At 59.6% G+C, this 22,472-nt stretch carries 20 protein-coding genes; 8 read left to right on the top strand and 12 right to left on the bottom strand.

Going from position 1 to position 22,472, the window contains the following annotated elements:
* Positions 1 to 423, top strand: a complete 423-nt coding sequence (locus tag MSL71_RS07015) for an iron-sulfur cluster assembly scaffold protein (RefSeq protein WP_180138172.1) — start codon at positions 1 to 3, stop codon at positions 421 to 423.
* Positions 424 to 429: 6 nt separating this feature from the next.
* Positions 430 to 879: a MarR family winged helix-turn-helix transcriptional regulator gene (locus MSL71_RS07010; protein WP_180138170.1), complete on the top strand. Its 450-nt coding sequence runs from the start codon at positions 430 to 432 to the stop codon at positions 877 to 879.
* Positions 880 to 897: 18 nt separating this feature from the next.
* Here the strand turns inward: MSL71_RS07010 and MSL71_RS07005 are convergent, their stop codons facing one another.
* Entirely contained in the window at positions 898 to 1,092 is a 195-nt protein-coding gene (locus MSL71_RS07005; protein ID WP_180138168.1) for a hypothetical protein, read from the bottom strand.
* A 43-nt stretch (positions 1,093 to 1,135) separates the two neighbouring features.
* Here MSL71_RS07005 and MSL71_RS07000 point away from each other — a divergent pair, with 43 nt between their 5' ends.
* A complete protein-coding gene (locus MSL71_RS07000; RefSeq protein ID WP_180138166.1) occupies positions 1,136 to 2,431 on the top strand; it encodes a hypothetical protein in 1,296 nt (431 codons plus the stop codon).
* A gap of 16 nt (positions 2,432 to 2,447) precedes the next feature.
* Here MSL71_RS07000 and MSL71_RS06995 read toward each other — a convergent pair whose 3' ends face one another.
* The 5 genes from MSL71_RS06995 to MSL71_RS06975 form a co-directional block, all read right to left on the bottom strand.
* Positions 2,448 to 2,897: a hypothetical protein gene (locus MSL71_RS06995; protein ID WP_180138165.1), complete on the bottom strand. Its 450-nt coding sequence runs from the start codon at positions 2,895 to 2,897 to the stop codon at positions 2,448 to 2,450.
* Positions 2,898 to 3,262: 365 nt separating this feature from the next.
* The gene (locus MSL71_RS06990) at positions 3,263 to 4,486 is read right to left on the bottom strand and encodes an ABC transporter permease (protein WP_180138163.1); all 1,224 of its coding nucleotides are present in this window, start codon (positions 4,484 to 4,486) and stop codon (positions 3,263 to 3,265) included.
* Complete coding sequence (locus tag MSL71_RS06985; RefSeq protein ID WP_180138161.1) at positions 4,479 to 5,717, bottom strand: ABC transporter permease; 1,239 nt, start codon at positions 5,715 to 5,717, stop codon at positions 4,479 to 4,481. Before MSL71_RS06985 ends, MSL71_RS06990 begins: the two co-directional genes overlap by 8 nt.
* 276 nt (positions 5,718 to 5,993) lie before the next feature.
* A complete protein-coding gene (locus tag MSL71_RS06980) occupies positions 5,994 to 6,812 on the bottom strand; it encodes an outer membrane lipoprotein-sorting protein (protein WP_246317734.1) in 819 nt (272 codons plus the stop codon).
* Between the two features lie 109 nt (positions 6,813 to 6,921).
* Entirely contained in the window at positions 6,922 to 7,269 is a 348-nt protein-coding gene (locus tag MSL71_RS06975) for a TehB-like domain-containing protein (RefSeq protein WP_180138158.1), read from the bottom strand.
* Between the two features lie 368 nt (positions 7,270 to 7,637).
* Here MSL71_RS06975 and MSL71_RS06970 point away from each other — a divergent pair, with 368 nt between their 5' ends.
* The 4 genes from MSL71_RS06970 to MSL71_RS06955 all read left to right on the top strand — a co-directional run bounded on the left by MSL71_RS06970 (position 7,638) and on the right by MSL71_RS06955 (position 14,707).
* On the top strand, positions 7,638 to 8,954 hold the full coding sequence (locus MSL71_RS06970; RefSeq protein WP_180138156.1) for a dicarboxylate/amino acid:cation symporter: 1,317 nt from the start codon (positions 7,638 to 7,640) through the stop codon (positions 8,952 to 8,954).
* Positions 8,955 to 9,640: 686 nt separating this feature from the next.
* Positions 9,641 to 11,350 carry a transporter substrate-binding domain-containing protein gene (locus MSL71_RS06965; RefSeq protein WP_218950969.1) on the top strand — a complete coding sequence of 570 codons (1,710 nt, stop codon included), beginning with the start codon at positions 9,641 to 9,643 and terminating at the stop codon, positions 11,348 to 11,350.
* Between the two features lie 2 nt (positions 11,351 to 11,352).
* Positions 11,353 to 12,786, top strand: coding sequence for a sigma-54-dependent transcriptional regulator (locus tag MSL71_RS06960; protein ID WP_246317733.1), 1,434 nt, complete (start codon positions 11,353 to 11,355; stop codon positions 12,784 to 12,786).
* Between the two features lie 595 nt (positions 12,787 to 13,381).
* Positions 13,382 to 14,707, top strand: coding sequence for an ammonium transporter (locus tag MSL71_RS06955; RefSeq protein WP_180138152.1), 1,326 nt, complete (start codon positions 13,382 to 13,384; stop codon positions 14,705 to 14,707).
* Between the two features lie 459 nt (positions 14,708 to 15,166).
* Here the strand turns inward: MSL71_RS06955 and MSL71_RS06950 are convergent, their stop codons facing one another.
* Together MSL71_RS06950 and MSL71_RS06945 are read right to left on the bottom strand one after the other, a co-directional pair.
* On the bottom strand, positions 15,167 to 15,964 hold the full coding sequence (locus tag MSL71_RS06950) for a sulfite exporter TauE/SafE family protein (RefSeq protein WP_180138150.1): 798 nt from the start codon (positions 15,962 to 15,964) through the stop codon (positions 15,167 to 15,169).
* Positions 15,965 to 16,125: 161 nt separating this feature from the next.
* Positions 16,126 to 16,842: a FadR/GntR family transcriptional regulator gene (locus MSL71_RS06945; protein ID WP_180138148.1), complete on the bottom strand. Its 717-nt coding sequence runs from the start codon at positions 16,840 to 16,842 to the stop codon at positions 16,126 to 16,128.
* Between the two features lie 29 nt (positions 16,843 to 16,871).
* On the opposite strand from MSL71_RS06945, the gene MSL71_RS06940 reads away from it, so the two are divergent.
* Positions 16,872 to 17,066 carry a hypothetical protein gene (locus MSL71_RS06940; RefSeq protein ID WP_180138146.1) on the top strand — a complete coding sequence of 65 codons (195 nt, stop codon included), beginning with the start codon at positions 16,872 to 16,874 and terminating at the stop codon, positions 17,064 to 17,066.
* 154 nt (positions 17,067 to 17,220) lie between these two features.
* Here the strand turns inward: MSL71_RS06940 and MSL71_RS06935 are convergent, their stop codons facing one another.
* From MSL71_RS06935 to MSL71_RS06920, 4 genes are read right to left on the bottom strand one after another with little or no spacing between them, the layout of a single operon-like run.
* Positions 17,221 to 17,883, bottom strand: coding sequence for a response regulator (locus tag MSL71_RS06935; protein ID WP_180138144.1), 663 nt, complete (start codon positions 17,881 to 17,883; stop codon positions 17,221 to 17,223).
* Positions 17,870 to 20,047, bottom strand: a complete 2,178-nt coding sequence (locus MSL71_RS06930; protein ID WP_180138142.1) for an ATP-binding protein — start codon at positions 20,045 to 20,047, stop codon at positions 17,870 to 17,872. The genes MSL71_RS06935 and MSL71_RS06930 overlap by 14 nt, the downstream gene beginning before the upstream one ends.
* Positions 20,044 to 21,048, bottom strand: a complete 1,005-nt coding sequence (locus MSL71_RS06925) for a BMP family lipoprotein (protein ID WP_180138140.1) — start codon at positions 21,046 to 21,048, stop codon at positions 20,044 to 20,046. The genes MSL71_RS06930 and MSL71_RS06925 overlap by 4 nt, the downstream gene beginning before the upstream one ends.
* A complete protein-coding gene (locus MSL71_RS06920) occupies positions 21,045 to 22,115 on the bottom strand; it encodes a BMP family lipoprotein (RefSeq protein ID WP_180138137.1) in 1,071 nt (356 codons plus the stop codon). The genes MSL71_RS06925 and MSL71_RS06920 overlap by 4 nt, the downstream gene beginning before the upstream one ends.
* Positions 22,116 to 22,472: the final 357 nt, after the last annotated feature.

Raw genomic sequence — 22,472 nt, 5'->3', positions numbered from 1 at the left:
ATGGATCATCACGAGCAGAATTTTCTGGAGCAGCATTCAGACGAGTATATTGAAATGGCGTACAGCTACGAAAGGCTGGAACGCGTGGAGAACCCCGACGGCTACGGCAAGCGCGTGGGGGACTGCGGTGACACGGTGGAGATGTTTCTGACCATCGAAGAGGAGACAATCAAGCACGTCGCCATTCAGATTGACGGGTGCCTCAACACCATCGCCTGTGCCAACACCGTGGCCTCCATGACCGAGGGGCGGACATTGGAAGAGGCCTGGGAGGTGACCCCTGAAAAGGTTGCCGGTTACTTAAAGACCCTGGAAGAAGATCATTTCCATTGTGCGGAACTCTCCGTGGGCGCCTTTTTTCTTGCCCTGAACGACCACCGCAAGAAGACCCGAAACGGATGGAAAAAGACCTATACCCATTGAGGTGTTATGGACGAAACCCCTGACAACCGCCTTTTTTTTCTCATCAACCGAAGCCGTCATGTGCTGCTGAAGTGGGCCGATGCCATCCTGATGGAGAAGCTTTCCGTCACCTCGGCCCAGCTTGCAGCCCTTTTTATCCTTGAAAAGGAAGACGGGTGCCTCTTAAAAGAGCTGAGCCGGGGGCTGGGGCTGAACAATTCTGCCATTACAGGCCTTGTGAGTCGCATGGAAAAAGCAGGGCTCATTGAAAAGCGCAGCTGTCTTGAAGACGGGCGTGCGTTCCAGGTGTATATCACCCCCAAGGGAGCCCGAACCGCCGCCCTTGCCCTGCCCCTGGTGGATCAATTCAACGAGTTCGCCTCAGAGGGGTTTACCCCGGAGGAGATGGAGACGGTGTGCCGTTTTCTCAGCTCTGTCATCCACAAAATCTCCTGTGCCCAGACACGCCCCGCCTGATGGGGTTCTTGTGAAATTCTATCCTGTTTTGTGTTTGAAACGATAGGTTGCGGCGTCGATTTTCGGGGTGAGTCGCGCTTTGCCTGTCAAACCCCTGCCTGTTTGTTCTGAAAATCGGTCTTTTTTATCTTTAATAAAGGGTTTCTGGTCTTGGTGTGGGTGAATGTTGAAAACTTTTTCTGATTCGCCCTTCCAAAAGTCTGGATTGTTCATAACTTTTCAACAGGACCCTGCCTGAACACAGCCCCAGGACACAATGACGTTTTCCCTGTTCACAGAATGGACCTTCTGGCTTTGGGTGGCTCTGGTACCCGTGGCAGCGCTGGCCCTTGTCCGTGCCCTGCGTATCATCGGCTGGGCCCTCTCCCTCTCCCGTGAGGTACGCGCCCTTGAGGCGCGGGCCAAAATCGCACCGGATCATGAAGCCGCCGCCCTTGGTGTGGTGGTCTCTCGCTGCAGGACGACTCTTCGCTCTTTTTCTCCCGACCTTCCGGACTTTGAGGATCTTCACGGCTACCTCACCGAGGTTGCCGCCGCCTTTCATCCCGAGGCGCCTCGCCCGGAACTGAGGGTATCTGTGGGCCACCTGATCCGAACCCTGAACCGTTCCCTGGATCGTTTTGATGCCGTCCTTGAAAGACCTGGCCTGGCTCGCCTCAGGCGGGTGAGGATTGCCACGGTCAAGACCAGCACCCGTCGGTTGAAACGGGTCACCGGGTTTTCTCCGGTGCGCTGGTACCTTCGCTTCAGGCGCTGGGTATCCGGTATGAACGTGTTTCGCCTGCTTCTCCTTCCCGATCCTGTCTCCTGGCTGATTACCCTCTCCGGAAATCTCTCCCTCATGGTCCTGGGCAAGTGCCTTCTGGCCGATCTATACCTTTTTGTGGGCACCACCGCCCTGGAACTCTACGGCTCACGGGCTGACGAAGAAGAGGCCTTGGGCGAGGAGCCTGCTCCCGAGGCCATGGAGGAGATTTTACAGGAACTTGAAGGGCTCGACGATGCCCCGCCCGCAGCCATGGACCCTGCCCTTGCACCCCTTCGAAAGCGGATCACCGGGGTGTCCGCGCTTTTTCATCCCACCCCCGGCCTTACCGTATTCGGAAAAACCGTCACCGAGTCGGCTGAGCTCCTTGCCCAGAAACACTTCCCCGAGGCGGACTCCCCCCTGGACGAGGCCAGAATTGGCCCCATCCTGGAGCGAACCCGCCACCTGCTGGCGCAGCTGGGCAGGGGAGAATCTCTGCCAGTTGCCGGGCGTCTCTTTCGCGTCCGCCTGGACACCCTGGCAACGGTTCACCGGTATGCCGGGGAGAGCCTGCCCAAAAGCCTCAAAGAGGCCGTCACCCAGGGGAAAAAAGCCTATGGCTGGCTTAAGTGGCCCCTGACCGCTTATCGTCTTACGGCCAGGGGCGGTCTCCTCAAGGTGGCTGCGGGCCTGGGATGGCGCACCGCCGGAAAGGGTGTCACCCTCTTTTTGTACGGCCGCCTCTACGACTACGCCATGGAAGAGGTGGACAGCGTGATGCGGCGATCCAAAGAGAAGGTGTGACAGCCACGCAAGAAGCCTAAAGCTTGGGCACGGGCCGTGAGGTGGCCTGGAAGTCCCTCATGAACATCTCCGGAATGCTTTGGGATTCAAAGGTCTCCTGCCCCTCTTTCATGCCGAACAAAGAGAAACAGAAACCGATGGCCGCGGCGCCGTTAAAGACAATCCGGGCGGCACTTACGGACTGAAGAGCCGGGGTGGACACGAAACTCCAGAGGGCCGGATCCAGTGAGGTACCGGAGTCCGTGGCCTGTCCGCTGATGGTGGCCAGACCGGTCTGGGTGTTGATGCGGCCGCTGAGCTCAAAGGTGTAGCTCATGAACGAGAGCTGGCTCCCGGGCTGGAGAATCTCATCGCTTCCTTCCGTGGTCGTGGCAATGGTCATGGTCTCGGTTATGGACTGGTAACTGCCGCGCTCCGGAATAAAAATGGTTACGTTGTAAGTGCCGTCAAATTTTTGTTGTGCCATGGTGGTCTCCTTTGGGTCGGTCAAACGAAGGTTAAGGGATTGCTGTGCCCATGGGACGGCATCTGCGCAACCGCTGGTGCGGCAACCGAAAGAAGGTGGGGGTATCTGTGGTGGAGAAGGAGACGATGGTGGGTGCAGAACGGCGGTGAATACAAGGGGGCCCATGGGGATGAATGTTTGGGTAAACCTTGTAATTTATAGGGGTTGATGGGAGCTCTGTCAACGTTTAAGATACGTTGATTTTTCGATGTTGAATGGGCCATGGTACGGGATGCCGAACCCAGCCGGAAAACCAGGGCATCCCCGTTGAACAGGCCACGCCGGGCCGTGGAACGCCCCCTTTAAGATCAGGAGCATTCCAGCCTTTAGGTATATCGCAGGGCCTCCACCGGGGTGATGCGGGCCGCTTTGGTTGCCGGGTAAAGGCTCACAACCAGCCCCAGGGTGACAATGACCCCGTTGGCGGTGAGGATGTCCGTGGGGGTGAGCACCGGGATGATGATGCGGGGCATGCCCCACATCTCGGTGCCCGCGGCAAGGGCGGAGAGGTCGATGCCGTGAATGGCGATGAGAAAGACCGTGGCAATGCCCAGGATGTTGCCAGCCGCAAGGCCCAGGACCAGCAGGAAAAGAGACTCCAGAAGTACCCCCCGGATAATGCCCGTAGGGCTCATGCCCAGGGCCCGGATAAGGCCGAATTCCCGGATGCGCTCGAAGACGGCCATGAGGGTGGTGTTGACAATACCGAAGCCCATGGCGATGAAGACCACCCCGTACCAGATATAGATAAAGGAGTCCGAGAGCTTCAGGTACGCGGCCAGCATGGGCAGGCGCTCCTGCCAGGTGGTGACGGTGAGGGCCTCGGTGTTGAGGGCTTGGCTTATGGCCTTGGCCACCTCCCTTTCGTCCCCCATCTCAGGCAAAACAATGGAGACCTCCGAGAGGTGGTCCCCCAGCCCCAGCATCTTTTGTGCAGCCCCAAAGGGGACAAAGAGGTAGGTCTTTTCCGTTGCTTCCAGGTCCGCGTCAAAGACCCCCACGATGCGAAAGGCCTTGGAGGCGATCTCCCCTTCTGTGTCCTGGCTCATGAGGATGAGCTTGTGGCCGATCCTGGCCTCGTAGGCGTTGAGAAGGGCCCGGCCCACCACCACCTTGCTTTTGTCCGAGGCCTTAAGGGGTCGCCCTTCGGTGACGGCTCCGCCGATAAAGGAGACAAAGGGCTCCCGCTCCGGGTCCATGCCCACAAGGGTCACCCCGCCGGAGTGGCGGGCGTTGGCGGCCACGGCCCCCACGCGGATGCGGCCGGTCCAGTGGCTTCCCCGGGGAAGGCGTTTCGAGAGGACCTCTTTGTCGATGGCGCCCTCATCAAGGGCGTAATCCACCACCGGATCGTCCATGTACTCGGGGTGCTGGATTTGTATATGGCCGGTGAGGGTCTTGATGCCGTTGCCCAGCATCTCCCGCTGCATGCCCCGGGTCAGGGCGCTTAAGAGGATGATGCTCCAGATCCCGATGACCACGGCCGTTGTGATCACCAGGGTGCGCCTCGGGTTGCGCCAGATGTTGCGCCAGGCCAGTTCATTATGCATGGTGCATCGCCTCCACAGGGTTCATGTTCCGGATCTTCAGGGCGGGAAACAGGGCGGAAAACAGGGTGATGGCAAGGACGGCCACCGGGCCGATGGTGGCCGAGAGCAGCGAGAGCTTCGGATAGAGGCGACCGCTGATGCCGTAAGCCTTCATGATCTGGTCGCTTCCCGGGATGAGGATGCCGTGGGCTTCGAACCAGAGGGTCAGGGCTGTCCCGAAGGCGATGCCCACCGCAAGGCCCGTCGCCGTCATGAAAAAGGACTCGGTTAAGACCAGCCCCATGAGACGTCCCGGGGTGGTGCCGATGGCCATCATCACCCCGAACTCCCGGGTGCGCTCGAAGATGGCCATGACAAAGGTGTTTAAAATGCTGAAGGCCACCACGATGATGAGGATCAGGTACATGATGAGCCCGCTCACCAGATCCATCTGGATGCTCTGGAGAAGCCCTGGGATGAGGTCCATCCAGTCCAGGGCCACGGGGGATGGCCCGTCATAAGGCAGCTCCGCCAGCTTGGCGCTGAGTTCGGCCTTTAAAGGCGCCACCTCCGACAGGCTGCTGGCCCGGATGGCCACCTCGTGCACCCCGCCTTCCATGGTGAAGAGATCCTGGAAAAAGACCAGGGGCAGGAGCACCACGTTGCGGTCGTAGGCGTCCAGTCCCGATTCGAAGACCCCCTGAACCTTCACCACCGTGGCAGCCACCGACCCGTCCCGGCCCTGCCCCAGAAGGGTCAGCTCATCCCCCACCCCCACCTTGAGGTTCCGGGCCAGGGTCTCCCCCACCAGGGCCGCGTCTTCCCCTTTGAAATAACTTCCCTGCCGGATGATGGCCGCCAGGGTGGAGACCTTTTTTTCACGCTCCGGGTCCACCCCCGTGACCATGCACCCGTAGGTTCGGGAGCCGCTGGTGACCAGGGCAAACCCGTTGGCCCTCGGCGCCGCGGCCACCACCCGCACATCCCCGCCCAACAGAGCCGCCTCGGTCTCATCATTCCAGTTCAGGGCCAGGCGCACCTCCCGGTCTTTTTGGTACCCTTCGGCCTGCACCTGAAGATGCCCGGTGCGCAGGGACACCGACGCGTTGATCATGGTCTCGTAGGTCCCGAATTGAAACGAGAGCATAAACACCAGAAGCAGCGCGGCAAAGGCAATGGCGGCAATGGTCAGCAGCGTTCGCCTCGGGTTCCGCCAGATATTTCGCCATGCCAGGGAGATGTCTGTGTTCATTGAAAGGCCTCATGGGGGCGGGGGGTTAAGAAAAAAAGTAACTGTTCAGCTCCAAAAAACAGCCTCCGGCGGCAAGGTGTGCCACCTTGAAAGCAGAGAGCAGATGTCATTTGCCCCTCGTTCCTCAGGTCACATCACATCTGCATTTAAAACGGCATTCATCTACCTTTTTTTTATGGCCTGTTTGTTAAACTTTTTAAACGTTTAGCCCCCGGCAGGGCCTCCGGAGGCATAAGCTGAATAGTTACGAAAAAAAATGGGTTTTTCTTGCGACCCTTATTTTCCCACCTTGATCAGGTTGGCCCGGGTAAAGGTGTTGGCTGGGAGTTCCCGGGTAAAGGTGAGGGCCTCGTAGACCATGACGGTGTATTCGTCCTGTGTGTCGGTCTTGGCCATCTTCCAGGTCATGGGAAAGAGCTTGCCGTCCACGGATTGGATATCCGAGGCCGTCATCTCCTTCACCGGTTCCAGCTCTTCATCAAAGAAGGTCTCTTTCAAGAGAATGTGGTCGTCCCGGATTTCAAGGGTGATCCTGCCCCAGATGACCGGGGCGTCGGGCTTGGGGTCGGACTGCACGCTGTAAACGGTGTGGCCGTTTTGGATGGTCTGCCCCGTGAGGCTGTGGGTGTAGTCGTAGATGAGGCTGTCGGTCTTGGCCAGGTCGTTGTTGGAGAAATCCGAGCCCTGCCAGCTCTGGCTCATCATGGAGGGGGGGAGCTTGATGATTTTGTTGACCTTGGGGTTGTAGATCCACATGGTCCGCCCTTTTTTCAAGGTGCCGTTGCCCCTGTCCTTGGCCGGGGACTTGATGACAAAGAGGCTCTCGGATTCCCCCTGGGTCCAGGCGTCGAGGGAAACGGTGCGCTGCCAGGTGGGCCGGTGGATGGTCATGGTGACCCGGGAGACGGAGGCTTCCCCGCGCCAGTAGTCAAAGGCCGCCCGGACAATGGGCTCGGCCGACTCCCCGGCGCAGGGGGCGGGCATGAGACACAGCACCGGCAGGAGAAGGCCCGCCAGGACGCGTGTCAACAAAAGCACGCCCCGTGGGGCGTGGAGGCTTTTCTGGAAGGTGCGGTGGGGGAAAAGCAGCTTCATCACGGGCTCCTGGGGTGGTGGGTTGCCGCAGGTGGACGCAAGGATAACGCGGCCGTGTCTCCCCTGTTTTTGCACAGCAACAGATGGATTTCAATGGGTAATCACAGGGCTATATAAAATCCTCCCCGGGCCGTGGGGCCTTGGAATCGAGCCCTTGAAGGGTCACGGGCAGGGTGTAGAACTCCACCCGCAGTTTCACGGGGCCGGTGATCACCACATGGTGGTAGCGCTCCGGAAAAATGACCACGGGGTGCTCGGGGTCGCAGTCGATGGGGTGGGCCTGGTCGTCTTCCCAGACGAACTGGCAAGCCCCCTCTTCCACCACGAGAAGCCCGCACTTGCCTTTGGGGGCCATGTGTTTTGCCAGGATGCCCGGTGCGATGGTGGTTTCGTCCATGGTGGGGGTGGCACCGGCGCGTTCTGCGCCCACGGGCAATTGAGCGTTCTGGAAGTTCATGGGTACCTCCTTTTGAGGGGATTCATGGGGGCTGAAAGCCGGGGATCGGGCTTTCGGCTGCTGGGAGATAAGATAAGCACCCCTGATCTTTTTTCAAACCCTTATAACCTGAGACCCGCTATAACCTGGGGGAAACAGGGCATCTGCCTGGTTTTTATCATGGATACCCATGTGCCGGGCAGCCGTGCGCGTAACAGGTTATATCCCTTCCGAGGGTGCGCATGGAGCGCCTTGACGGAAATTATGCCGGTGATAACAGGGGGTCATGCACTTAATGGGACGGTTGGCATTGTCTGTGCTCTAACTCTATTCAATCAAATTAATTTGGATTGTATTTAAGTTTTATTCATCAAAAATGGGGAATAGACATGACACAGATAAGCAATGAAAAGAAATCGGGCCTGTTTGGCTGGTATTTCAACACAAACCTTTTGCTCCGTATCCTCATCGGCCTGGTGGCCGGTGCCGTGGCCGGCCTGATCTTCGGGCCCAAGATTGCGGCCGTGGCCCCCCTGGGAACCGCCTTTGTCCGTCTCCTGAAGATGATCGTAATGCCGGTGGTGATCTTCACCCTGGTGGTTGGCGCGGCCAGCGTGCACCCCTCCCGTCTGGGCCGCATCGGCGTCAAGGCCTTGGTTCTCTATCTGCTGACCTCAGCCTTTGCCGTGGCCATCGGCCTTATCTTTGCCAACCTCTTCAACCCCGGATCGGGCATGGAGCTGGTGGGCATTGCCGGTGCCAAGGGCAAGTCCGTGACCCCGCCCTCCATGGTGGACACCCTGCTCAATATCATCCCCACCAACCCCTTTGGGGCCATCACCTCCGGCAAGATGCTCCCCACCATCTTCTTCGCCATTTTCTTCGGCATCGGCCTTTCCCACCTGCGTGAGAGCGACGACGACCGGGTTCAGAACGCCGCCCAGACCATGTTTGCCTTTTTTGAAGGCGGCGCCGAGGTGATGTACAAGGTTGTGGGCTGGATCCTTGAAGTGGCCCCCATCGGTGTGTTTGCCCTCATCGCCGTTGTCTTCGGCAAGCAGGGTGCCCAGGCCTTCGGTCCCCTGGCCCTTGTGACCCTCACCGTCTACGCCTCCTTTATCTGCCATGCGGTGTTTGTCTACGGTGGTCTTTTGACTCTTTACGGCATCAATTTCTTTGAGTTCCTCTCCCGAGCCCGCGCGGCCATCATCACCTCCTTTGTGACCCGAAGCAGCGGCGGTACCCTTCCCGTGAGCATGGAAGTGGCCGAGAAGAACCTCGGGGTTTCCCGCGGGGTTTACTCCTTCTCTCTGCCCCTGGGCGCCACCTTGAACATGGACGGTGCCGCCATCTACCAGGGGGTCTGCGCCATCTTCGTGAGCCTTGCCATCGGCGCTCCCCTGGCCCTGGACATGCAGCTGACGGTTATTGCCACCGCGGTTCTCATCTCCATCGGGTCTGCCGGGGTCCCCGGTGCCGGTGCCATCATGCTTCTCATGGTCCTTGAGTCCGTGGGCCTCAAAGTCGAGCCCGGCTCCGCTGTTGCCGCAGCCTATGCCATGATCTTCGGCATCGACGCCCTGCTGGACATGGGACGAACCTCCCTGAACGTCACCGGCGACCTGGCTGTGACCTGCGCAGTGGCCAAGTCCGAAGGGGAACTTGACCAGGCTGTCTGGGAACAGGGAGCCTCCGTGGAGCTCTAATCCGTCTCTCTTGTAAGGTCTGACGAAACGGGTCGGATGCGTTTTTCCCGCCGGGAAATAAGGTGTCCGGCCCGTTTTGTTTGGATCGCTATTCAGCCCGACACTGCCTTTTATGGTTAAGGTGAGTGGAAAAAGCAGGCCTCCGGCGGCCAGGTGGGGGCACCTGGAAACCCTATGGCGAATGCATGGCGTCAGCCATTCTACATGCGTTATCAATGCATTCGCGTGGTGTGTGACATGGGACCACCGTTTTTGCAGGAGAGGCGTATTTTACTCTTTTATGAACACGATGAAGGGCATTTGAGATTCGCTTGACGTTAACCGGAATAACTCCGTCGGCCCTGCCGGGGGACAAACGGATGCCCATTTTTATGGATTGGGTTTGACAAACAGGTCATCGTGAACGCCTCGGACCGGGGAAAGGTATGGGCAAGCCGATCGGTGTAAACGTATCGGAGATTCAATCGAAACGTTTTTGCGGAGCTTTTTTCAAAAAGCGACCCGCCGGAGGTCACTGAATCGTTCCCTTTTTTGTATGGCTTTTGCCATCTGGGGCAAGGGGTTGAAAAGATGAAACCCGTATTGACAGAAGAGCCCTCGGGGGCCATAACCAAGGACAGGTGTAAATGGTTTATCCAAGGAACATGTCGGTTATGAGAGGTTGTCGTTTTTTTGCTTCAGGGGCCGTGTCACGCGGTCCGAAGTGCCCGTGGGCAGCACGGTGCGCCGCCCTTTTTCTGCTTTTTCTTCTCCTGTCCCAGGCCCTGGCCCCCCGAGCCGCCCGGGCCCTCACCCCCGTGGATTCCAACAAAACCTACATCGTGGGCGGCGACTACTACTATCCCCCGTATGAGTACCTGGATGAAGAGGGCAATCCCAAGGGCTACAACGTGGAGCTCACCCGGGCCATTGCCGAGGTCATGGGCCTGAATATCGAGATCCGCCTGGGCAACTGGAGCGAGATGCGCACCGCCCTTCAACATGGGGAAGTGGACATGCTGCCGGGCACGGTGTTCACCGAAGAGCGACTGTCCGTGTTCGATTTCGTCCCCCACGCCCTGATCCACCAATCCATTTTTTATCGCAAAGGCTCCAGGCCGGCCAAGAGCGTCGACGACCTGGTGGGCTCCGAGGTCATTGTCCAGGAGGCCGGATCCATGCACGACACCCTGGTCAAGCACGGCGGCATCAAGGTCATAGTTTCGGACACCCATGCCAACGCCCTGAGGATGCTGGCCGCAGGCCAACACGACTACGCGGCCGTGGCCAACCTGCCGGGGCTTTACCTCGGACGCAAACACCGCCTCTCCAACATCGTCACCTCGGGCAAGACCGCGGTGAGCTTCAAGTACTGCTACGCCGTGAAAAAGGGGGATGCAGAGCTTCAGGCCCGGCTTAACGAGGGGCTCTCCATTCTCAAAAACACGGGACGGTACCAGGAGATCTACGACAAATGGCTGGGGGTCCTGGAGCCGAGGACCCCGTCGTGGACCCGCATCGTCAAACTCAGCATGGTGGTGGTGATTCCCCTGGTGCTGATGATGGGCGCCATCCTCATGTGGAACCGCACCCTGAAACGGGAGGTGGAAAACCGCACCCGGGAGCTCCACCTCCAGCAGCAGCAGCTCATCCAGGCGGACAAGATGGCCTCCCTGGGGATCCTGGTCTCCGGGGTGGCCCATGAGATCAACAACCCAAACAGCCTGGTGCTTTTGAACACCCCGGTGATCATGGACTCCTTTGACGACCTGTGGCCCATCCTGGAGGCTTACTATCAGGAACACGGAGACTTCTGGGTGGGGGGCCTTGAGTACACCCGCATGCGTGAGGAGATCCCATACATGCTGGCTGAAATGCAGGCCGGGGGAAAGCGCATCAAGCACATCGTGGAAGACCTGAAGGACTTTTCCCGCATCGACAACTCCCGCCAGATGGAGGTCATGGATCTGAACGAGGTGGTGCGCGCGGCCACGCGGCTGGTGGATAACTCCATCAAAAAGGCCACCCACTCTTTTTCAGTCTCCTGTGGCGAAGGGCTGTGCAAGGTCCGGGGCAACCCCCAGCGCATCGAGCAGGTGGTGGTGAACCTGATTTTGAACGCCTGCCAGGCCCTCACCGCACCGGAGCAGGCCATCTCCCTTCGGACCTTCAACAGCCCGGACCGCAAGGGCGTGGTCCTGGAGGTGCGCGACCAGGGCAGCGGCATCGATCCGGATCACCTGCCCCACCTCACCGATCCCTTTTTTACCACCAAGCGGGACACCGGCGGCACCGGCCTGGGCCTTTCGGTGTCCACCACCATCGTCAACGAGCACGGCGGGGTGCTGTCGTTTGCCTCCGAGCCAGGCGAAGGCACCACCGTCTCCCTTCGACTCCCCATGTTCAAAAGGATGTGACCGTGATTCCCAAAAAATCCCTCTACCCCTCATTCAAGGTGCTGATCGTTGACGATGAAGAGCCTTTTATCCGAAGTCTTTCCATCGCTCTGGAGCGGTCGGCCGGCATCAACAACCTCACCCGCTGTCAGGACAGCCGGGAGGTGATGGGGATCCTGTCCCAAGGGGGCTTTGGCCTGGTGCTCCTGGATTTGAACATGCCCTGGCTCTCCGGGGACAAGCTCCTTTCGTCCATCATCGAAGAGCATCCCGATGTTGTGGTGATCATCATCAGCGGCATCAACCAGATCGAGCCGGCCGTGCGGTGCATGAAGCTGGGGGCCTACGACTACTTCGTCAAGACCAATGAGGAAGACCGCCTGGTCATGGGCGTGAACCGGGCCATCCAGATGGTGGAGATGTCCAAGGAGCACAAGGAGATCAGAAGCCGACTCCTCCACGATCGCCTGGAACACCCGGACGCCTTTGAAGAGATCTTGACCGGCGACAAATCCATGCGGGCCGTGTTTCAGTACATGGAGTCCGTGGCCAAAAGCGCCATGCCCATCCTCATCACCGGGGAGAGCGGCGTGGGAAAAGAGCTCTTTGCCCACACCGCCCATCGCCTCAGCGGGGTGGAAGGGCCTCTCATCTCCATCAACGTGGCCGGCCTGGACGACAACGTCTTTTCCGACACCCTCTTCGGGCATGCCCCCGGGGCCTTTACCAGTGCCCACGGGGTGCGCAAGGGGATGGTGGAGCAGGCGGCCCAGGGCACCCTCTTCCTCGATGAAATCGGCGACCTGAGCGTCACCTCCCAGGTAAAACTGCTCCGCCTTATCCAGAACGGGGAGTACTACCCCCTGGGCAGCGATCGCCCCAAACGCATGAACGCCCGCATCGTGGTGGCCACCAACCAGAACCTGGACAAGAAACAGGCCAAAGGCGAGTTTCGCAAGGACCTCTACTACCGCCTCTGCGCCCACCACGTGCATATCCCCCCCTTGCGGGAGCGCAAAGGGGATATTCCCCTTCTCCTCAACCACTTCCTCGGCGAAGCCGCCGACGCCCTGGGCAAAAAGCGGCCCACCTACCCCCGGGAGCTGGAGACCCTCCTTGCCAACTACCCCTTCCCCGGCAACGTCCGGGAACTCCAGGCCATGGCCCATGACGCCGTGAGTACCCACAAGGCAAAAATGCTCTCCCTGGATGCCTTTAAACGCAAGATCGGCTCCATGACCCTGCCCGCCCATGACCACGAACCCGGAAGCTCCCTTGAGGACGACAGCGTGTTCGTGGCCACCAAATCCCTGCCCTCCGTCCATGACGTCACAGATCTCCTCGTGACCGAGGCCATGAAGCGTGCCGACGGCAACCAGTCCATCGCCAGCCGCCTCATCGGCATCTCCCAGCCCGCCTTAAGCAAACGCCTCAAAAAGATGAAGCAGAGCGACTAAGGGCTGTGCTCAAAAAGCGTGCCTCCGTCAGCAAATGTGTAGGGGCGTTAGCCCCGGAGCATTTGCGATCCTGGGATCCAAGGGCTCAGCCCTTGGCCGCCGGAGGCCGTTTTTTGAATCGAAGGCTTGTCTTTTAGTAACTATTCAGCTCAAAAAAACAGCCTCCGGCGGCAAGGTGTGCCACCTTGAAAGCAGGTTGCGGATGTGTTTTGCCCCTCGTTCCTCGGGTCAAATCACATCCGCCTTTAAAGTAAAAATTCACTCAAAATGATTTTTTAAAACCTGTTTGTTAAACTTTTTAAAAGTTTAGCCCCCGGCAGGGCCGCCGGAGGCATAAGCTGAATAGTTACGTCTTTTAAAGGTTTTATCGAGGGGCGAAAAACAACAAAACTGCAATCAATACGGCTTGTGAATTACATAAGTGTAACTTTCTTTGCGGTGTTGTCGTGTGTGGATTTTCATGGAACTATCTGAATTTCTGATCAATGGTTTGGGTCGCTCTGCGGTGGCACGGAACTTGATTGGGGATATCCCCGAAATCATGAAGAAATTTTTCGTAAGGGACTTATTGTGAACTTTCTGATGGGGATAAACGATGAGACATTGGGTTCGAACAGCGGTGATGGCGGCAGGGGCATGGGCGACGCTCAAAGGGGCGGCCTTTGCCCTCACAGGGGACGGGGTGGACACGGGCAGCACGAGTTGGATGCTGATCTCAACGGCCCTGGTGCTTTTGATGGTGCCGGGCCTGGCCATGTTTTACGGCGGGCTGGTGCGGACCAAGAACGTGCTTTCCACCATGATGCACACCTTTGTGGCCCTGGCCGTCATCGGGGTGCTCTGGGTGGTGTGTGGATACAGTCTTACCTTCGGGGAGAGCATCCTGGGCGGATTCTGGGGCTGGAACCCTGACTATTTTCTGCTCTCCGGCATCGACTCCCGGGTGACAGGCGGGATCCCCGACTACATCATCGCCATGTTCCAGGGAAAATTTGCCATCATCACCCCGGCCCTGATCAGCGGGGCCATTGCCGAGCGGGTCAAGTTCAGGGGGTACATCGCCTTTATCGCTCTGTGGTTTCTCTTTGTCTACGCTCCCTTGTGCCACTGGATCTGGGCACCGGACGGGTGGCTGCTGAACACCGGTGCAGCCGGGGTCATCGACCTTGCCGGGGGGCTGGTGATCCACGTCTCCGCGGGGATCAGCGCCCTGGTGGCCGCCCTGTACCTAGGGCCCCGCAAGGGGTTTCCGAAAACAGCCTTTCACCCCAACAACCTTGTCATGACCATGATGGGCGCAGGCCTCCTCTGGGTGGGATGGTTCGGGTTCAACGCCGGTTCCACCCTGGGCAGCGGCCTGGACACGGCCCGGGCCCTGGCCATGACCCAGATCTCCGCCGCCGCAGGCGCCCTCACCTGGCTGGCCATCGAGGCATGGATCTTTAAGAAGGCCACGGCCCTGGGCTTTGTTTCCGGCATCCTGGCTGGCCTTGTGGTCATCACCCCGGCCGCCGGTGTGGTGCAGCCCGGCGGTGCCCTGATCCTGGGGGCTCTTTCGTCCTGTCTCTGCTACTGGGCCCTGACCCTCAAGCCCAAACTCGGCTACGACGACTCCCTGGACTGCTTCGGCATCCACGGCGTGGGTAGCGGCCTGGGGGTTCTCATGCTCTCCTTTTTTATCCGGGACAGCTGGATGGACGAGGCCTCGGTCGCTGCAGGAAAAGCCTGGGGCCCCCTTGACCAGCTCCTTGTCCAGCTCACCGGCATGGGCGCAACCATCCTTCTGGCCGCCGGTGTGACCCTTGTCCTGTGCATCGTCATTGAAAAGACCCTGGGCTTCCGCGTGGACGAAGAGTCCGAAGTTATCGGACTCGACCAGGTCCTCCACGGCGAGACCGGCTACGGGTTGGTAAAGTCTTAAAAAAGGCTTTCTATGGGCAACGTGGTTGAAAAAACAAGCCTCCGGCGGCAAGGGGCAAGCCCCTTGACCCCAGGTTCGCGAATGCTCCCGACCTTCGTTCCTCAGGTCGATCACATTCGCTGACGGGCTTCGCCCGGAAAGGGTGACCGGTTTCTGGGCTGCCTTGAACGGTGAAATAAAAGAGGCCGTGTGCCGCCCATGGGGTGACACACGGCCTCTTTATTTAGTCAGTGTAGAGTTGCCTCCGGCGATCTTTCTGGAGGTATGGACGTTAATGCCGATCGTCGTCACGCTACGGTAACGTATCCTGTTATTTGGACGTTTGTGGTCCGGGCCGCATACACCCGAATCCCGGTTTGAATGCCATTGCGCTTTTGACCTGAGGAACGAAGGTCAAAAGCGCAATGGCAACCTGCTTTCAAGGTGGCTCACCTTGCCGCCGGAGGCGTTTTTTTGACTTTAAAACACGCTGATAAGCATGCGGGTGGCCACCACGTAGAGGAGGATGGCGAAGATGCGTTTGAGTTTGTCTACGGGCAGGCTGTGGGCGAGTTTGGCGCCCACAGGGGCGGTGAGCACGCTGAAGCAGATGGTGCCGAAAAGGGCCGGGAGGTAGACAAAACCCAGGGAGAGGTCGGGAAGGTCCGGGGTGCCCAGGCCGTTGAGGATGTAGCCGAAGGCCCCTGCCAGGGCGATGGGCAGCCCGATGGCCGACGAGGTGCCGATGGCGTGGTGGACCGGGATGTTGCACCAGGTGAGGAAGGGAACCGACAGGGTGCCGCCCCCGATGCCCACGAGGCTGGAAAAGGAGCCGATGACGCCCCCTGCCCCGAAGATGCCTGCGGTGCGGGGAAGCTGCCGGGAGGCCGCGGGTTTTTTGCCCAGAATCATCTGGGTGGCCACGTAGTAGAGAAAGGCCACAAAGATCCCTTTGAGGATGTGGGTGGGGAGGGTGGAGGCCACGCAGGACCCGGCAAGGGTCCCCACGATGATGCCCGGGGTGATGCGCTTGAATACATCCCAGCGTACGGCACCGCGCTTGTGGTGAGCCCGGAAGCTGGAGACCGACGTGAAGATGATGCTGGCCAGGGAGGTGCCCAGGGCCAGGTGCATCATGAGCTCCTGGGGGATGTGCTGAAGGGTGAAACTGAAGACCAGCATGGGCACGATTACCAGACCGCCCCCGATGCCGAGGAGTCCTGCCAGGACGCCGGCGATGGCGCCCACAACCGCGTAAATCATAAACGATGTCAGCATATCTCGATTCCGTCCTATTCTGGATTCTAAAAGCAGCCTCCGGCGTCCCTGCCGGGGGCGAAACGTTTAAAAAAGTTGAACAAACAGGTTTTGATTGGGCTTTGCGGAAGCCTTGGCGAATCATTTCACCCCGGAAAACCAGGGACGAACCACAGGGGCAATCAGCTGTCCGCCGGAGGCCATTGTGACTCCTCCCCTTCAAATACGGCCTGCTCCACGGTTTCAAGGTGGCGGCGCATGGCGGCTTCGGCCCCTGCGCTGTCTCCCCGCTCCAGGGCATCGATGACCTCCACGTGGGCGATGACCGACAGGCGGCTGCGCTCCGGGGTCTGGAGTGCCTCGGTGCGGGACTCCGTGAGGATGGAGGTGAGGTTTTTCACCACATTGAGCAGGATGCCGTTGCCCGAGGCTTCGGCAAGGCAGAGGTGAAAGGCCTGGTCTATGTCTTCGGTGGTCTCTCCGGCCAGGGCCCGTTTTTCCTGTTCAAAGACCAGCAGCTTGAGGCGGACGATCTGCTCTTCGGTGATGTGAAGGGCTGCCCGGGCAGCAAGCTGGGGTTCGATGATGCGCCGGACGTCGAAGATCTCTGCGAGGCGTTCGGTTTTCAAAGGGACCACCCGGGCCAGGTGGGCGGCCAGGGCTGATTCGTCGGGCTCGGAGACAAAGGTCCCGGCTCCCCTGCGTGTTTCTACGATCTGCTGCTCGGAGAGGGTTCGGATGGCCTCTCGGATGCAGCTCCGGGAGACACCGAAGTGTTCGGCCAGGCTTCGCTCCGAGGGAAGCCGGGTGCCCGGCGGCCACTCGTCGCTCTGGATGCGGGCGGCAATGGCTTTGGCCACCGTGTGAAAGAGGCGGCCCTCCGTCTCTATTTTGGTCATACCAATACTCCATGAAGATGTTTTTTGGTATGACCAATATCACGGCCTTCAGACCACTGCAACCTCAAAAAATGCGGGAGGCAACCGATTGTTCAGAAAAACGCAAAAGTTATGAACAATGGGGGTGTGTTCTTTTTGAAATGTTGTTTTTGGAGTTATTCTGCTTGAATTTTGGCTGGGTGTGGATGGGTTTTGATGTGTTTTGGCTGGGTGGGTATGGATAATGGCCTATGTTTGGGTTGTATGCTGTGTTTTTGTTCTTTTTTGACGCACCCCTTTACCCTTCTGACGTGCCGGATACCCCTCTTCAGGGCAGGAATGATACACGTGGCCATGGTTTTGCCGCCCTGGTGCTTATGACATGCGTTTTTAAGGCGGTCACACGTTGTCGTCGGGGACATCCGAAAGGTCCGAGAGGTCGAGGTCGGGGTAGAGACGCCTTGCGCAGTCGGCGCAGATGCCGTGGGTAAACCCCAGCTCCGAGTGGGTGGAGAGGTATTTTTCGATCTGGTGCCAGTAGCCGTCGTCATCGCGCACCTTTTTGCAGGAGGCGCAGATGGGCAGGAGGCCGCGGAGGGTTTTGACATGGGAGAGGGCCTGCTGGAGCTCTTCGATGAGCCGGGCCTGCTTGGCGATGAGGAGGCGCACCTGCACATGGGTGCGGACCCTGGAGAGGACCTCTTCTCGCCTGAATGGCTTGGGGATGTAGTCCTGGCCCCCGCATCGGAACCCTTCCACAATGGCCGTGGTTTCGCCCTTGGCCGTGACAAAAACCACGGGGATGTCCTCGGTGAGGGGGTCGGCCTTGAGGGCGCTGCAGGTGGCAAATCCGTCGGGGCCCGGGGGCATCATCACGTCCATGAGGATGAGATCCGGGAGAAAGTGGCGGGCCACCTCAATGGCCTTGGTGCCGTTGGTGGCAAAGGCGAGGTTGTATCCTTCCGGTTCCAGGATTTTCATGATGAGGTCGATGTTTTCCGCCTTGTCGTCCACGATGAGGATTCTCGGAGGGGCGGGGGTGTGTTCGTCAGGGGTCTGCATGGGGATCTCCCTGGGCGGCAGCATCCATCAGGGCGATGATGCCGTCCATGTCGTATTTTCGCATCAGTCGGGTCATGGTTTCTTTGGCCTCTCCGTCCAGTTGTCCCGTAAGCTTTTTGAGTTCGCTGATTTTTCCGAATCGGGCTGCCTCCCGCACAGCGCGGCGAAGGTCCGGCGGCAGGTCAGCCTTTGTGGGGGGCGGTGGGTGGGATGGCTTGGAAACAGGCTTAAAGGCCACGGGGAGCAGGGTTTCCACGGCATGGGTCACGTCGTCGATGCGAAGGGGTTTGGGGATGCAGTGGTCAATGCCCTCCTCTTGGGCGAGCTGCTCTTTGAGTTCAAAGACGTCGGCGGTGACCAGCACCGTGGGGACGGGGGCCGGACCTTGTCTGGCCCTGGCCTTCCGGGCCGTGTCCAGTCCGTTGAGGCCGGGCATGTGGTAGTCCAGAAAGAGGATGTCCGTGGGGCGGGTGTCCAGCTGTGCCAGGGCGTCCCGTCCGTTGTCCACGGTGGCAACGTCAAATCCCAGCCCTTTGAGGATGGTGGCAAGGACGTCCCGGTTGTGCTGGTTGTCGTCCACCACCATGGCTGTAAGGGCCCCGTTTTTATCCAGGGTCCTGGGGCTTGGGGGCGATGGCGGGGCAGGCAGGCTTTCCATGGGCACCTGGGGCAGCTTGAGGGTGAAGTGAAAGCAGCTTCCCAGGCCCTCGCCCGAGGCCAGCTCCAGTTTGCCCCCCATGAGCCGGACATATCGGTCGGAGATGGGCAGGCCCAGGCCCGTGCCCTCTTCCCGGGCGTCGGTGTGGCCCTGGCGGAAGGGAAGGAAGATGGTTGTCATGGCTGTTTCCGGGATGCCGGTGCCGGTGTCCCGGACTTCAAAGTGAAAGAGGTCCGGGGCGGTTTCCCGCACACGGAGGCGGATGGCTCCGGCTCCGGTGAACTTGACGGCGTTGTTGAGCAGGTTGATGAGCACCTGGCGAAGTTTGCCTTCGTCGCCTTCCACCGGAAGGCAGGTGCGGCCCTCGGGTCCGGAGACTTCCCAGGCGAGGTGCTTGTGCTTGCACCTCAGGGCAAAAAGGGTGTCCAGGTTGGCCAGCAGGGCCATGAGGTCGAAGGGGGTCACCCGAAGGTCCATCTGGCCCGCTTCGATCTTGGAAAAATCGAGGATGTCGTTGATGACCCCCAGCAGGTGGGTCCCGCTTTTTTCGATGGTGTCCACGGCGTGGGTGGTGTCCGGGTCACCCAGCTCCTTTTGCTGGAGGAGCTGGGCGTAGCCCAGGATGGCGTTTAGGGGGGTACGGATTTCATGGCTCATGTTGGCCACGAAGATGCTCTTGTACCGGTTGGCCACTTCAGCCTCTTCCTTGGCTTTGTGCAGGGCCTCACCCATGGCCTCTTTTTCTTCTATTTCTTCCTGCAGGAGCCGGTTGGCCCCTTCCAGCTCCCCGGTCCGTTCCTCCACCTCTTTTTCAAGGTGGGCGTACAGGTGCTTGAGGTTGCTGCTCATCTCCTGGAAGGCGTGGCAGAGTTCTCCGATTTCATCTGTGCGCACCCCCAGGTCGGGCTTGACGAACTCTCCCCGGGAGAGGGCCTTGGCCATGGTGGAGAGGGTGACCACCGGGGTGACGATGCTTTTGGAGAGGAAAAGGTGGAGGCTCACAGCCACCAGCCCCAGGATGAGAAAGCTGCCCACGCTCAAGGTGATGGCGTCCATGCGGAGCTGGGCAACGGCGGTGTCGGTGAAGATTCCGATTTCGACCTCGCCTAAGGGGGCACCGATATCGGAGGTGATGGCCCGGGAGGCGATGAGGATGTTGTTGCCGGTGCGGCGCTGCTTTTTGGTGACATCCTTGCCGCGGATGATGGTCTTGATGTTGATGAGGGAGTTGCCGGAGGTATCGTAGATTTCACAAAAGGCCACCTGGGGAAACTGCTCCACGCTCAAGGCCACCTCCTCCAGGATGAAGTAGTTGTACTTTTCCAGGGGCTGCACGCTGAACTCCGCCACCAGGGCGGTGAGACGCTCGGTCTGCCGGGTAAGGTCCCCCATGAGCTGGTGCCGCTGCTTGTCCAGGATGAGGGCCCCGGACAGGATCAGGGCCGCCAGGAGGATCAGGAGAATCCCGGTGGTGATTTTTCGCTGGAGTGTCCAGGCAAAGGTCATGGCGCTCCTTTTGGCGGGACAGCGGTTCGGGGAAGGCGAATCTCACCGGCGATGATCTTCAGGCGCACCTCCTCTAAACGGTCAAGGAGGGCTTCGGGGATCCGGGTGCGGGTGTAGGTCATGGGGGACAGACCCACCCCCTCTTCCAAAAGGCCGTAGTGGCGAATGCCGGGGTGAAAGCGGCCCATGGCAATCTTGGCCACCTCTTTGTAGGTGGCGATGTCCAGGCGCTTCATCATGCTGGTGAGGACATGGCCCACGGCAAGGTGGTCCTGGTCCGAGTCCACGCCGATGACAAAGCGGTCGGCGGCCCGGGCCGCCTGGATCACGCCGTTGCCCGTCAGGCCTGCCACGGAAAAGATGGTGGTGGCTCCCCGTTCGTACATCTCGGTGGCCACGGCATGTCCCCTGGCCGGGTCGTTGAAGCCGCTGTAGTCCGGGGCCTCGGAGATAAAGGCCACCTCCAGGGGGATGCCCGGGGAGGCGTAACGTACCCCGGCGCGAAACCCGGTGAGAAAGGGGGTCAGCACCGGGATGTCCACGGCACCGATGTATCCCACCTTCTGGGCGCCGGGCATGGAGGCTGCCAGGAGGCCGGCCAGAAAAGACCCCTCCTCCACGGCAAACACCGTGGAGACGACGTTGGGGAGGCCCTTGATGGGGACATCGTGCATGATGAAATAGACCTCGGGGTGACGCCTGGCGTAGGTGGTCACCAGCTCTTTGAACTCAAAGCCGTTGGCCACGATTACCTGCACCGGGCGCTGAAGAAGACGTTGCATGGCTTTTTCGGCCGCGGCCTGTGATTTTTCCATGTCCTCCACCACCACGCCGATGCCAAGGTCCTGCTTGGCCTTGATGAGGCCGGCGTAGGTCATGTCGTTGAAGGACTGGTCCCCGATGCCGGAATAGCCCACGAGAAACCCCACGGTGAGGGAGGACCCCGAAGCGGGAACGGCACCGATCAAAAGGGCTGCCAGAAAAAGGATGAGTGATTTCATGGGGCGGCCTCCTCGCACCGGTGTACGGTGAGTTTTCCTGAGATGATGTCGGATTCCGCCAGCTTCAGCTGCCGATGGATCGCCTCGGGGATCAGGTCCCGGGTGAACCGCATGGGGCTTAAGCTGACGCCGCCGTTTTTCAGGTTGTACGGGCTCTCTCCGGGTTGGAAGCGCCGGGAGAGGATCTTTTCCACCTCCATGAGGGAGGCCCGGTCCAGGCGCTTCATCATGCTGGTGAGGACAAGCCCCCGGGCCATGTGGTCCTGGTCGGCGTCCACGCCGATGACGTAGCGGTTGTGTGTCCGTGCGGCCTGGATGACCCCGTTGCCCGAAAGCCCGGCCACGGCATAGATGATGTCCGTGCCTTGGCTGTAAAGGGCATCTGCCAGAGCGTAGCCGGCATCGGGGTTGCTGAAGCCGGAGTAGTCACCGGCCTCGGCGATGTAGCGCGTGATCACCGTGGCCTGGGGGTTGGCGAACCGGACCCCCTGGGTGAACCCCATGTGAAAAGAGCGGATGGCGCACATGCGGACCCCGCCGATGAACCCGATGCGCCGGGTTTTGGTCATGGCACCGGCCAGGACCCCGGCCAGGAAAGACCCTTCGTGGTTCGCAAAGGTGGTGGAGACGATGTTGTCGTAACCTTGGATAAGGTGATCATTGATGATGAAGGTGACCTCAGGATGTTGGGATGCCACGGACTTGATCAGGGGCAGAAGGCCCGCCCCGTTGCAGACCACCGCCGTGGCTCCGGCGGAGAGCAGGGTGTCCAAAGCCTCTGTCCGTGAGGCGTCGTTCTCTTCAACCGGTGCGTAGATGAGGCGAATGCCGTATTGCTCGCGGGCCTTGGCCAGCCCGATCCAGGTCATGTCGTTGTAGGACTGGTCCCCGAGCCCTCCGCCCCCTGCAAGGAACCCCACGGTGAGGGGCTCGGCCCGGCAGGTTCCCCACAGCATCAGGACAAGGGCCAGCAGCGTGAGGATGCCCGCCCGGATGACGCGGGCGGAGTGGTGCGTGATGCTTCCTGTGGGGTGGCGCCGGCAGTTGTGGGACGAGGTGATACGCATGTTGTCCTGCTGTTGTTAAAAATATGGAAACCGAACCCCTGGGAGGCATTTGTTACCGACCATCAGGCAGGCCATGGGACAAGGGGGGCGTGGAAAAGGGTGGGGAGGCGGATTCAAAGGGTGCCCATGGCGTTGGGTCTGTTTAAAAAATTACCATACCGATCAGTAAATAAAAAGGCTGTTTTTCTATGGATCTCAATGGGTTTGGGTGAAAATGGCGCCTCGGGCGCCCCTTGGGAAGGGGTGGGGCAAGGGAACGGAACGCGGAAAAGAGATGGAAAAAGGTGAAAAGTTATGAACAATTGGGGGTTTTGTTGGGCTTTTTTCAGCTTCTTGGGTAGAGTTTTGGTGAAAAAA

This window comes from Desulfoluna butyratoxydans (assembly GCF_900699765.1).
Classification (GTDB): Bacteria; Desulfobacterota; Desulfobacteria; order Desulfobacterales; family Desulfolunaceae; genus Desulfoluna; species Desulfoluna butyratoxydans.
The sequence above is the reverse complement of the archived record's forward strand: the minus strand, read 5'-3'. Positions and strand labels throughout refer to the sequence as shown.